The 12461-nt window shown below is 48.0% G+C and carries 12 protein-coding genes; 2 read left to right on the top strand and 10 right to left on the bottom strand.

Going from position 1 to position 12461, the window contains the following annotated elements; genetic code table 11:
- Window positions 1-10: 10 nt before the first annotated feature.
- Together ganR and lutR are read right to left on the bottom strand one after the other, a co-directional pair.
- Window positions 11-1003 (bottom strand): galactan degradation operon transcriptional regulator GanR, encoded by a 993-nt coding sequence (gene ganR / locus MOB98_RS10250; protein WP_268358118.1) that lies wholly within the window; start codon window positions 1001-1003, stop codon window positions 11-13.
- 181 nt (window positions 1004-1184) lie between these two features.
- Entirely contained in the window at window positions 1185-1907 is a 723-nt protein-coding gene (lutR, locus tag MOB98_RS10245) for an L-lactate utilization/bacilysin biosynthesis transcriptional regulator LutR (protein WP_284439438.1), read from the bottom strand.
- Between the two features lie 227 nt (window positions 1908-2134).
- Here lutR and lutP point away from each other — a divergent pair, with 227 nt between their 5' ends.
- Complete coding sequence (gene lutP / locus MOB98_RS10240) at window positions 2135-3826, top strand: L-lactate permease LutP (protein ID WP_268358119.1); 1692 nt, start codon at window positions 2135-2137, stop codon at window positions 3824-3826.
- 25 nt (window positions 3827-3851) lie between these two features.
- Here lutP and rpoN read toward each other — a convergent pair whose 3' ends face one another.
- On the bottom strand, window positions 3852-5162 hold the full coding sequence (gene rpoN / locus MOB98_RS10235; protein WP_268358120.1) for an RNA polymerase factor sigma-54: 1311 nt from the start codon (window positions 5160-5162) through the stop codon (window positions 3852-3854).
- Between the two features lie 78 nt (window positions 5163-5240).
- Between rpoN and yvfG the strand changes: the two genes are divergently transcribed.
- On the top strand, window positions 5241-5459 hold the full coding sequence (gene yvfG, locus MOB98_RS10230) for a protein YvfG (protein ID WP_003219905.1): 219 nt from the start codon (window positions 5241-5243) through the stop codon (window positions 5457-5459).
- Window positions 5460-5468: 9 nt separating this feature from the next.
- On the opposite strand, the gene MOB98_RS10225 is transcribed toward yvfG, so the two are convergent.
- From MOB98_RS10225 to MOB98_RS10195, 7 genes are read right to left on the bottom strand one after another with little or no spacing between them, the layout of a single operon-like run.
- Window positions 5469-6437, bottom strand: coding sequence for a polysaccharide pyruvyl transferase family protein (locus tag MOB98_RS10225; protein ID WP_268358121.1), 969 nt, complete (start codon window positions 6435-6437; stop codon window positions 5469-5471).
- A complete protein-coding gene (locus MOB98_RS10220) occupies window positions 6416-7582 on the bottom strand; it encodes an aminotransferase class I/II-fold pyridoxal phosphate-dependent enzyme (protein WP_268358123.1) in 1167 nt (388 codons plus the stop codon). The genes MOB98_RS10225 and MOB98_RS10220 overlap by 22 nt, the downstream gene beginning before the upstream one ends.
- Window positions 7583-7598: 16 nt before the next feature.
- Complete coding sequence (locus tag MOB98_RS10215; RefSeq protein ID WP_268358125.1) at window positions 7599-8237, bottom strand: acetyltransferase; 639 nt, start codon at window positions 8235-8237, stop codon at window positions 7599-7601.
- Window positions 8234-8842: a sugar transferase gene (locus tag MOB98_RS10210; RefSeq protein ID WP_268358126.1), complete on the bottom strand. Its 609-nt coding sequence runs from the start codon at window positions 8840-8842 to the stop codon at window positions 8234-8236. The genes MOB98_RS10215 and MOB98_RS10210 overlap by 4 nt, the downstream gene beginning before the upstream one ends.
- Complete coding sequence (locus tag MOB98_RS10205) at window positions 8839-10356, bottom strand: MATE family efflux transporter (protein WP_268358127.1); 1518 nt, start codon at window positions 10354-10356, stop codon at window positions 8839-8841. The genes MOB98_RS10210 and MOB98_RS10205 overlap by 4 nt, the downstream gene beginning before the upstream one ends.
- On the bottom strand, window positions 10353-11387 hold the full coding sequence (locus MOB98_RS10200; RefSeq protein ID WP_268358129.1) for a glycosyltransferase: 1035 nt from the start codon (window positions 11385-11387) through the stop codon (window positions 10353-10355). Before MOB98_RS10200 ends, MOB98_RS10205 begins: the two co-directional genes overlap by 4 nt.
- Complete coding sequence (locus MOB98_RS10195) at window positions 11384-12460, bottom strand: polysaccharide pyruvyl transferase family protein (RefSeq protein WP_268358131.1); 1077 nt, start codon at window positions 12458-12460, stop codon at window positions 11384-11386. Before MOB98_RS10195 ends, MOB98_RS10200 begins: the two co-directional genes overlap by 4 nt.
- Window position 12461: the final 1 nt, after the last annotated feature.

Below are 12461 nucleotides of genomic sequence, written 5' to 3'. Positions count from 1 at the left end.
TAAGCCATTCTCAATTCATACTCTTTCTGACGATCAATTCCCCGCCAATATACAATGTTTTTACCGTTCTTCTCTTGTCCTGCACTTGTTCAAGCAGCAACTGAACAGCATTTTTACATAATTCATATATATCAATGTGAAATGTTGTCAAAGGGGGCGAGACATACTTTGCGAAGCTGATGTTGTTGATGCTTACAACGCTGACCCTGTTCGGTATGGCAATACCATTTTCGTTCAGGGCTTGCAGACAGCCTACTGCAATCGGGTCCGCCGCGATCATAAAAGCGGTCGGGAGCTGATTGCCTAATGTGTCAATTGCTGCTGTCATCAGGCGGTAGCCGTTTTCTACAGAGAACCCGCGATGACAGAAAATATACCGCTCGTCCAGCATGCCTTTTTCCTTCATATAGGATCTGAAGGTTTGTTCACGGATGTCCATTTCATCTTGATTGGTGTTTGGATTTTTGTATGTGCCGCCGATAAAACCGATGTTCTTATGTCCCTTTTCGCTCAGCATGTTTATCGTTTTTCTTGTCATTTGGGCTAAATCAGGCCTTACTGAGTCAAAATGATCGGGATCAGGCGTTGAATCGATAAACACGCCGTTTTCAGTGAGATTTCTGAGGAAAGCCAGCTCTTGATCAGAAAATGTGCCGACGGCAATAAACCCTTCGGTATGTTCAGGGATGCGTTCGATTCCATCCGATATTTTATACGTTGTCATGTCGACATTGAATGCTTTCGCCAGTTTTTCTACTTCTAATCTCATTGTTTTAAAATAGACATCTTCTAACTCCTCTTTATCTGTCAGCCAATATAAAAAAGCAATATGTTTCACCAGCGGCCTTACTGTTTTCTTGCGGTAATTGAGCTTTTCCGCTGCTTCATAGATTTTCTCCCGTGTCTCATCAGGAACAGAAAGGCTTTCATCGTTATTTAAAACACGGGAAACGGTTGAGATCGAAAATCCCGCTTCCTGTGCGATATCTTTAATTGTCGCCATTGCATCTGCCTCCATTATTCAGCTTGCCGTTCATTTTAGTAAAACATTTTACTTTCTTTCCCGCAAATGTCAAGTGTACAAAGCCCCTGCTGCTTCATGTAAAAAGACTGAACCCTTTGCGGCTCAGTCTCAGTTGTTTGTATCATGCAGCACCGGCGGAATTGCCCGGGAAATGAGTTGATTATTGCACATTTTCCTCGAAATATCCCGAAAGCACAGCTTCCACATTCGTTAAATGCGCCAGCATAGCAGCCTCCGCCTGCACTCCATCCTGTGCAGCCACGGCGTTGTAAATCCGCTCATGCTCCTCATAAAGCCGCTGAACTGAGGTCTTCTTGGAAAACAGCCAGATTTTCCGTGTTTCCCTCATTGTTTCCAGCAGCAATGATGACACGTGATTCATCAGATGTTTAAGAAGATCATTTTGGGAAGCGTCAGCCAGCGCCAGATGAAATGCGAAGTCTGCTTTCTCACCCAGCTCTCCGTCCCCTTCAATGCTGCCCATTTCCTTTAACGCAGCATGAATTCTTTCGAGGTCCTCTTCTGTCCTTTTTTCAGCAGCTAATGATACAACGCCGATTTCAAGCAATTTTCTGACCTCAAGCAGCTGCTTAACGTCCTCTTTTTTCATGAGAAGCGCGGCTGAGAGCGGCTGAGAAATTTGATTCGGTTCAAATTCCTTCAAGTATGTGCCTTCTCCCTGTTTCATTTCGACTAGCCCCATCGCTTTTAATGCAGAAAGTGCTTCACGGACCGCTGAGCGGCTGACTTGAAAGCTTTCAGAGAGCGCCTGAACGGAGTCTAATTTATCTCCCGGCTTCAATTCGCCGTTTTTGATCATATCTAATAGTGCATCCGCCACTTCTTCATATATTTTCTTTGTTTTAATCTGTTTGTATTTCAATGCAATTCACCCCGTAACTTGTAGGTCTGGCTGGTTACGATCTATTATACTCTGTTTTCGGGGCCGCCAAAAGATTTAGACAATTTTGTCAAAAAGTCTTGTACTTTGATTTTTTTCAAAATATAATGCTAGGTAACTGGTCTTATTACCCAGTCATCAGATGATCATATCATCTTTAGAAACCGCTTACATATAACGCCAGTTTATGTTTCAAGGAGGGGTTTGGGATGCAATGGACACAGGCATTTACGCCTATAGGGGGAAATTTGCTTTTATCAGCGCTCGCCGCACTGGTACCGATTATTTTCTTTTTCTGGGCACTCGCGATTAAACGCATGAAGGGGTATACAGCGGGCTTGTCCACCTTGGGGATCGCACTTGTCATTGCTGTATTGGTTTATCGGATGCCTGCGGAAAAAGCGCTGATGTCCGCTACACAAGGAGCCGTATACGGAATGTTGCCGATCGGCTGGATTATTGTGACGTCTGTTTTTTTGTATAAAATCACTGTGAAAACGGGACAGTTTGATATCATTCGCAGCTCTGTCCTCTCGATAACTGATGACCGCCGGCTTCAGGCACTCTTGATCGCTTTCTCATTCGGTGCTTTTTTAGAAGGAGCGGCGGGCTTCGGAGCACCGGTTGCCATTTCTGCCGCTCTGCTGGTCGGACTCGGCTTTAACCCTCTTTATGCGGCGGGAATCTGTTTGATCGCCAATACGGCCCCTGTGGCCTTTGGGGCGATTGGGATTCCGATTACAGCCGTAGAAGGGCCGACAGGGATTCCGGCGATGGAGATTTCACAAATGGTCGGGCGGCAGCTGCCGTTTCTATCCGTATTTATTCCTCTTTATCTAATCATCATCATGAGCGGGTTCAAGAAAGCCTTGGAGGTTTGGCCGGCAATTCTCGTTTCCGGTGTTTCCTTTGCTGTTGTTCAATATCTCAGCTCCAATTTTTTAGGGCCTGAGCTGCCGGATGTTTTGTCGGCACTTGTTTCGATGGCTGCGCTTGCAGTGTTTTTAAAATGGTGGAAGCCGAAAACAACATTCCGGTTTGCCAGTGAACAGGAATCGGCCGCCGCGATTGAAACGGCGAAAACGAATCAGGCAGCGCCTGCGTACAGCGGCGGACAGATTTTCATGGCCTGGTCGCCATTTCTGCTGCTGACAGTCATGATTTCTGTATGGGGCATCCCATCTGTCAAATCGGCGCTGACCGGCCATTATGAAGGCTCCGCTGTTTTCTTGCAGTGGCTGAATGCCGTTGGGCAAAAACTGACTTTTGCCCCTGGTGTGCCTTTTTTGAACAATCAAATTATCAATGCTGACGGCACGCCGATTGAAGCGGTTTACAAGCTTGAGGTGCTTGGTTCGGCCGGCACCGCGATCTTGATTGCCGCTTTGCTGTCAAAGTTCATCACGGCGATTTCGTGGAAAGACTGGGGAGCCGTTTTTAAAGAAACAATCCAAGAGTTGAAGTTTCCGATTTTGACCATCGCATCTGTCGTCGGTTTTGCCTATGTCACCAATTCCTCGGGAATGAGTACGACACTCGGGATGACACTCGCGCTGACGGGTTCGATGTTTACCTTCTTTTCGCCTGTTCTCGGCTGGCTCGGCGTCTTCATTACCGGCTCGGATACTTCTGCCAACCTGCTGTTCGGCAACCTGCAGAAAGTCACCGCGTTATCAGTCGGCATGGACCCTGTTCTGTCAGTCGCCGCCAACTCATCAGGCGGTGTCACAGGAAAAATGATTTCGCCGCAGTCAATTGCGGTGGCATGCGCCGCGGTAGGACTTGCCGGAAAAGAGTCAGATCTTTTCCGCTTTACCATTAAGCACAGCTTGTTTTTGCTGCTGCTCGTTTGTATCATCACCTTTTTGCAGCATCATGTATTCAGCTGGATGATTCCTTAAAAAATCCTCCCATCACGGGAGGATTTTATTTATACCGTTTTCTTGCTGCCGACGACGGAATGTTCATTTGGTCGCGGTATTTGGCGACTGTGCGTCTGGAGATTTGGATGCCGTTCTGTTCATATAGCAAATCGGCAAGCTTTTGATCTGAGAGCGGTTTTGTTTTGTCCTCTTGATTAATCAGGTCTTCAAGATGCGTTTTGACTGCATAGTTAGACGTATCTCCATCTCCTGAAGCCTCAGCTTTTGCTGAGAAAAAGAGTTTCATCTCAAACAGCCCGTACGGCGTTTGTATCGTTTTCCCTTTAATTGCCCGGCTCACAGTTGATTCATGAAGGCTTAGGCAGTCCGCTACCTCTCTAAGAGTCAGCGGCTTCATTGCGCTTCGCCCTTTCAGAAAGAAATCCTTTTGCCGTGTGATCAGCTCATTAACAATTCTCGTGATCGTCTGTTTTCGCTGCTGCAGCGCGCGGCTCAGCCAGCGCCATTCCTGATACTTTGCCGATAAATATGAAGCGGTATCCTGACAGGAGCCCGACGATAAAAGCGGCCTGTACTGCGGATGCAGGTCTATCTCTGGAAACGAGCGGGTATTCAGCTCCGCAGCAATGTGCCCGTTTTTCACGGTAATAAAAATGTCAGGCTCGATATACACATCTTGCTCCGGCCGGGCAAACAGAAGGCCCGGTCTTGGGTGAAGAGCTGCGATGTCATCAGAGATATCTTGAATCGTATGAAGCGGAATTCCCGTCTCCTTTGAAAGCGCTTTCCAGTTCTTTTGCGCAAAAGCATCAAAATGAGCAGAAACAAGCATTTCCGCTTGTTCATTTCTATTCGGCAGCCGCTGTAATTGGAGAAGAATGCATTCCTGCAGAGATCTTGCGCCGATTCCAGCTGGCTCTAACGACTGGAGTTTTGCCAAAACAGCCTCCGCTTCCTTAGTCGAAACAGATAATCGCCGTGCTGCCTCCTCCATATCTTCTTCCAAGTACCCATTCGAATCAAGCGAATGAATCAGATAATTAAAAATCTTTTTTTCAGAGTTTGTCAAATTCATATCGAGTGACTGCTGTTTTAACACATCCTGCAGTGTTTTTTGCGGATCACTTAATTGAAGGCCTGCTTCCTGTGCATTCATCCTGTTTTTATTTGTTTTATGGTAAGATAGTGGCGGTGTGTCTGATTCCTTTCGTTCAATAAGAGGGTTTTCCAGTGAGAGCTCATCAATGTATTCGGCGAGTTCTGCCGAATGATAGCCAAGCAGCGTGATGGCCTGCCTGAGCTCCTGTGTCAGTTGAGGCTTTAATACTTGTACTTGCTGAAGTTTCATATCCATCTTGCTCACTCCCCTTTCTTCATTGTACATGATTGAGATCACACCGTATACATTTATGAAAAAGGAGCTGCCAAAGAAATGTCTGAACTTTTTTCCGTCCCTTATTTTATTGAGAATTTAAAACAGCATATCGAAATGAATCAATCAGAGGATAAAATCCACGCGATGAACAGCTATTACCGTTCCGTCGTCTCAACGCTTGTGCAGGACCAGCTGACGAAAAACGCAGTCGTTTTGAAACGGATTCAGCATTTAGATGAAGCGTACAACAAAGTCAAACGGGGAGAATCAAAATAAACCTTCCGCTCACATGTGAGCAGGAAGGTTTTCCTTCTTAGAAGCGTTCTGGATGAGCCGGGTGTACGGCACTCCTTCCATCCAGGTGTGATAGTAATTGGCGTTTTTCCCGTAGGAATTATCGATGACCGTGTTTTCTTTTTGGAGAAGAGAGGACAAGATGTGTCCGTGCAGCCTTGACGTTTCGACCGTTTCGTAACGGCTGAAGAACCGGATCGCTTTTTTGACGATATAATCCGAGTATTTTTCCCATATAAACGCGATCGGCAGAGGGTTGCCCGCTTTTTTGTTCAGGACGTTCAGCGTTTGCAGAAAAGCGATCGTCCGGCGGTCTGAAGCTGACAGCACTGTGCGCCAGTCGTAGCTCTCCGCTCTTGCGTGTTCCTGAAGCTCCTCGTTTGCTTCATGATCTGTCCTGATAAATTTCAGCTTTTGATTGAACGGCTGCTGCGTCGGAGCGATGGGAAAAAGCTGATGAGCCATATCAGGCAGAAGCTTAATATGATTGCTTGTAAAGTAAGCCTGCGCCGTTTCATAGGAGGCTTTTTCCCTTGCGATGATGTGGAGATTCGAATGTTTAGAAAATATCTCAGCTGTCCGTTTGAGATTGTCTTTTTGTTGAAAGTAAATCGATTGCGGCAGAATCACGATTTTGTGGTTCGGATAGGTTTGGACGATTTTCTCTCTAAAGCCTTGATAATACGGATACAAATCCCCAAAGTTTCCGCCTCCCTGGCAGACGATGATGAGATTCGGATCCAGCTTCCGTCCGACAGGAAAATTGTCAGGATTCCAGCGTTTTCTGACACGGATCCCATGTTCTTTAAAGAAGGCTTCTGTTCCCTTCATAATAAATAAATCCCCTACATTTCCATATAGAGGATAGTCGGCGTATATGATCTCGGATTGTTTCGGAATGACGTCGAGCAGCCCGGACAATTTCTGTTTCAGGCTGATCATCGAATACTTGCTGTCCATTTCTTCACCTCGGCTGTTTGGAATAAGTTTACTAGCACATCAATGACCCGGTTTTGTTCTTCTTCCGTCATATTGGATCCAGATGGGAGACAGATCCCGCGCTTAAAAAGATCTTCGCATATGCTTCCTGTCCCTTCATGAGAATAAAACAAAGCCGGCTGAAACAGCGGCTGTGTATGAAGCGGCTTCCACAGCGGACGCGCTTCAATGTTTTCTTCAGCAAGGCGTTCCACTACGTCATATGGACTGAGTCCGTTCTCAAGTGTGAGTGTGGTAAGCCAGCGATTGGATACGCCTGCTGCATACTCCGGCATAAAGCGGACACCATCTATGTGACCGAGTGCATGTTTATATCTCGTAAAAATGGCCCTTCTTTTCTCCACCCGCTCATCCAGCACCTCAAGCTGGGCAATGCCTACACCGGCTAAGATATTGCTCAGCCTGTAATTGTGCCCGATTTCGCTGTGCTGATAATGAACAGCCGCATCACGGGCCTGTGAAGCGAGAAATCTTGCTTTTTCAATGGCGGCTTCATCATTTGAAACGAGCATCCCTCCGCCTGATGTGGTGATGATTTTGTTCCCGTTAAATGAAAAAATGCCGAAGCGCCCGAATGTCCCGCTTTGCTTCCCTTTATAAACTGTACCGAGAGACTCGGCTGCGTCTTCAATGACAGGAACTCCGTATGCATCACAAAGGCTTACGATTTCATCCATTTTCGCGCTCTGTCCATATAGATTGACAGCAATCACCGCTTTTGGCAGCGTTCCCTTTCTTTTTGCTTCTTCCAGCGCTCTTTCAAGGGCTTTTGGCGACATATTCCACGTATCAGGCTCAGAATCAATAAAGACAGGCACCGCTTTTTCATATAAAATCGGGTTGGCGGTTGCTACAAATGTAAAGGACTGGCAAAACACGTTGTCCCCTTCTTTTACTTCAAGCAAACGCAGCGCCAGGTGGATCGCTGCCGTTCCTGAGCTGACTGCAGCGGCCCCTTTAACACCGACGCGTTCAGCCAGCTGTTCTTCAAATGAATTCACGAGAGGCCCAAGCGGTGCAATCCAGTTAGAGTGAAAGGCTTCTGAAATATAATGCTGCTCTCTTCCGCTCATATGAGGGGGAGATAAGTAGATTCTTTTATGCATATAATCATCCTTTGTTTTATGTTTGAATGGAAGAAATAATGCGCGCTGGCGCACCGGCCACCGTTACCCTGTCCGGTATAGAACGGATCACCGCGGAGCCGGCGCCGACAATGCTCCACGATCCGATTGTGAGCTGCGGGATGACGGCCGCGCCGGTTCCGACGTGGGCGCCTTCCTGAACGGCGACCGCTCCTGACAGCGTGACACGCGGAGAGAGATGGACATAATCGCCGATTTGATTGTCGTGCTCTGCCACGGCGCCTGTATTGATGATGCAGTGAGCGCCGATACGCGCATCCGCCTGAATGATCGCGCCCGCCATAATCACGGTCCCTTCCCCGATGACAGCCGACTTGCTGACGATGGCTGACGGGTGAATCAATGTAATAAAATCTTCTTTCTTCAGGTCCAGGCGTTCAGCCACCTGTTTTCTGACACGGTTGTTCCCGATCGCGATCAGAAACAACACATCGGGGACCAGCCTGCGCACCTCAGAAACGGCTTCCGGCGGGCCTGTGAACCACTCTTCTCCAGCTTCAAACGTTCTGAATTTATCATCCAGCACCGCCGCTAAACGCGTGTCTGACCGGGCGTTTATCAGCTCTCTGATCACCTTTCCGTGTCCGCCGTCACCTACAATGGCCACGTTTCTCATGAGGATACATCTCCGCTTCCTGTAAAGCGTTCCGCAGTCACATGATTGGTTTGCTGAATCCCTTCTGAAACAAGGACCTTTCGCACCGTCAAACACAAAATTTTCAAATCGAGAAAAAATGATCGGTTATCAACGTACCAAACATCTAATTCAAATTTCTTTTCCCAGGAAATCGCGTTTCTGCCGTTGATTTGCGCCCAGCCTGTGATGCCCGGCTTCACCTCATGGCGCCGTGCCTGTTTTTCTGTATAAAGCGGCAGATAGTCCATTAGGAGCGGGCGCGGGCCGACAAGGCTGAGATCGCCTTTTAGGACATTCAGCAGCTGCGGAAGCTCATCGATGCTCAGCTTTCTGATCAGCCTCCCCGTTTTGGTCAGCCGGACTTCATCGGGCAGCAGGTTTCCTTCACTGTCCCTTTCATCCGTCATCGTTCGGAATTTATAAAGGGTGAATGGTTTGCCGTGCAGGCCCGGCCTCACTTGCTTAAAAAAAACAGGGGATCCTATTTTCAGCCTGACAACAGCGATGGTAAACAGAATGATCACACTCGTACAGCACAACAACAAAATGGTGGCCGTCAGATCAAAAAGTCGTTTCAGGATCAAAGATTCACAGCTCCTTTCGTTTTTCGAAACCGTTTCAGTACCAGCTGTCTTTCTTCTTTCGTGCAAACAAGTGTAAATGCGAAAACGGCGTAGCAGCAGCTGACTGCCATTCCCGTCGCAATCAGTGACGTCCAGCCGTCAATCTCGATAAATAACTGGATTGCCTCACAAACCGTCCAGGCAAACACAGCTGCTGAAAGAGGCCCAAATATGCCTTTAAAAAACACGTGCTTTTTGTAGCCGGTAATGCGGGATACGTACAGCGGTGTAAAGATGGCATTTTTCAACATCAAGGAAATCGCCCCGGCCAATGTAATGCCGTACAAGCCAAGATGAGCCGGTCCGCTCAGAGTGACGGCCAGCACCACATTCACCGCGCCTAACAGCAGGGTAACAATCGCCGGTGTTTTTTGCTGATTAAAGGCGGTCCAAATATAAAACAGCGGCATAAAGGCGAGGCTGACCACCAAGTATCCGGCATGAATGTATAAAAGCGGCGCTATAGATGAAAAAGACGGACCGAGCCAGATCGTCAGAAATGGTCCCGCCAATCCGCCCAATAGTGCAGCAGGAAGCGCCAGAAGAAGACCGTTCAGCCTCACTGCTTTGTTGGCGTAATTCACCAACCCGTCCATATCGCCTTTTGAATAATAAGAAGTGATCAGAGGCGCAAACAGGGATGCGACCGTACCAGCCAAGCTGCGCAGCAGCAGCGGGAACTGGATGATCGCCGCGTATTTCCCGGAGGCAGCCGCCCCCAGCACCAAGTTGGCGGTTAATAGATCAATCTGCAAAAAAAGCAGCACGCCGATTTGATTGACGGAGCTCCATGTGCCCGCCTGAAACAGCTCCCTGCTTGTGCGGAATGAAAGATCTTTCATACGAAACGAAAACCACGGAATCAGCTTTTTGAAGAAATAGAAAGACAGCGCAGACGCGATGACAGCACCAGCTAAAGCAGCAAGCTGAATCTGCCATATTTTCGGCGTAAAGCATGCAAACAAGAGAAGCACAGACAGCACGCGCACAAGCATTTGCACCGCCTGAATTGAGCTGGTGATATAAAGGCGGTTCGCATAAAATGGAGCAGCGCCGAAACCCGCCATCAGAAACGTTAAAATAAACAGCAGACTGCCGATCAAAATCGATAAACGCACATCTGACAAAAGCGCCTGTGGCACGTTCATCACACGGTCAATAAAAAAAGCCGAGCCGGCAAGCGGCAGCAAAAGTAGCAATGATATCAGAACAGACGCTGCCAAATAGTTGCTGATATACGCATTGGCTTTCTCCCGCTCTCCCCTATGGGCGGCGACAGAAAAGAACCGGACAACAACCGAGCTGAGCGCTACGGTAATAATCGAAAAGTAATTAATCACATTTTGTGTCAAATGAACAAAGCCGAACGCTTCAACACCAAGTGTTTTGACAATGAAAGGCGTCATCCAGACCGACAGGAAAACGGACAAGAGAAAAGCCGTGAGATTAGCGCTGAAGTTTATCGTGAATTTCATGCCTGCTTCGCACTGCCTTTCATCGTCCCCCGCTGCTCAAAAAACAGCTTAATGAGAAATATGAGCCGCAGTTTGCACAGGCCTAATACCAAACGCTCGCCTCTTAATAATTTCTCATGCTGAAACGGTGTATGTCTGACAGCCTGCCGCACCATGTCATAGGATAAAATCTGTCTGATCTGCTTTTTAATGGCTTTCGGCGGATTTGGAGAAGCACAGGCGTTTGCCAGAAGCATCGGAAGCTGGTGCCTGCAAATGTACACATTCAGATCTTCCTTGCATGCACCTGCTAAGCCGTAATGATTGTAGAATGCAATTTTCGCCTGATATTGCTTTTGAATCTGTTCATCCATCGCAGGCTTATAAGGCATTTCCGTCAGGCTGTTCGGGTTTTCACGATAGACGTACAAGCCTTCATCCAGCATTTTCACACGCTCCGCTTCAAAAAAAGCGGACAAATTGAAGGGAGAGTCTTCCGCAAAACGGATGTCTTCATCGAACATCAGGTTTGCCCTTTCCAAAAGCTCACGGCGATAAAGATAACGCCATACATACCAGATAAACCTCGTTTCGTGAGCATGCTTGAGCCGTTCAGCGATTTCCGTTTTTGTCAGCACGCGGTTAGTGTCAAGCTGCGGCGGCACATACATCCGACTGTCCGCTGACAGCTTGTAAAAACCGCATCCAGCGATGTCGAGCCGATTCTCCTCCGCCTCTTCAACCAGCCTCTGGAACATAGCGGAAGATACATAATCGTCTCCATCGACAAAGCCGACATACGTGCCCCGTGCTGCCTTTATTCCCGCATTTCGCGCTGAGCTCAGTCCGCCGTTTGTCTGATGAATGACCTGAATTCTCGCATCCTGCTTTGCATAGTCGTCTGCAATTTCGCCTGAACGATCCGGCGTTCCGTCATTCACGAGGATGATTTCAATATCAGAAAGCGTTTGGCGAAGCAGAGAATCAATACACTCCTCTATATATGGTTCAACGTTATACATCGGGACAATAATGCTGACGAGCGGGGTCATTGCGCTTCACCGCTGATTTTATCCCGCAGCCCTTTAAAATACACATCTCTCGGAAAGCCGGCACGAGGTGTTTCTTTTGTTAACAGCTCTTTCACTGCGGCTGTCACGCACTCGGGGTCGGGGTGTTCAATCAGTACCATCGATGGGATGTCTTTGAGCCATTGATAGCCTTCCATCACCTTGTGGTCAAAGGAGCGGATGACGACACACGGCGTTCCTGTCAGCGCGCAAAAGATCATGCCATGAAGCCTGTCAGTAACAACAGCTTCTGCCCTTTGCAGCTTAGACCACAGCGCTTCAAGCTCCTGCTCCCGGGAGTCGCGGCTGACCCGGCGCCCGATCGTTGTCGTAAAGGATTTGATCTCGCCAAATGCTTCAATAAGCGCCGCCTTCACCCGATTTCTCTGGCCCTCCTGCAGCACGCTTTCCTGATCCTCACGCAAACACATATAAACCCCTTCGCGCTCTGCGGGGGTCTTGCTTCTATCTAAATACAGCACCATGTCCGGCTGCTTCAAAATCGTTTTTTCCTGAAAATGCTGCTTCATAAATTGATATGTTGTTTCATCGCGCGCCATCAGCAACAGGCCGGGATGCGCGTTATAAATTTTCTGTGCCCGTTTCAGCTCTTTGCGCCCCTTTTTCGTATCAGAAAAATGAGCCGTTGCCGGAAGCTGGACAACTCGATAGTCGTGAAATGTTTTAATGATGAAACGGCGCGTCCACTCCTCATAACGGTATAAATCCCCCATGTTTCCGCCGCCGATGATAAAGACCATATCCTCCGGATGGCGCGAACGAAGCAGCGCTTTTGCTGATTTATAAATGTCCTTCATATCGACCTCGATGATGTCGAAATCGGGGTACTCCCGCTCAAGAAACGCCTTGCTGGCATAAGCAATCGCGTGATCCCCCAAATTGTCATGGGACGGCAGCAGGGTCAGAATGATTTTTTTCTGATGTGCTGCGGCCTTTACCGGCTGATCGGGGGCACCCAGCCAATATTGGGACGGGTATTTGAGCTTAAGCAGCAGCCATTCTGCAAGATTGATTTTCAACGATTGTAACGACATG

The organism is Bacillus sp. N13C7, from assembly GCF_026790065.1.
In the GTDB taxonomy this organism is placed as follows: domain Bacteria; phylum Bacillota; class Bacilli; order Bacillales; family Bacillaceae; genus Bacillus.
Note: the sequence above shows the minus strand (reverse complement) of the source record. Positions and strands in the feature narration are given on the sequence as shown.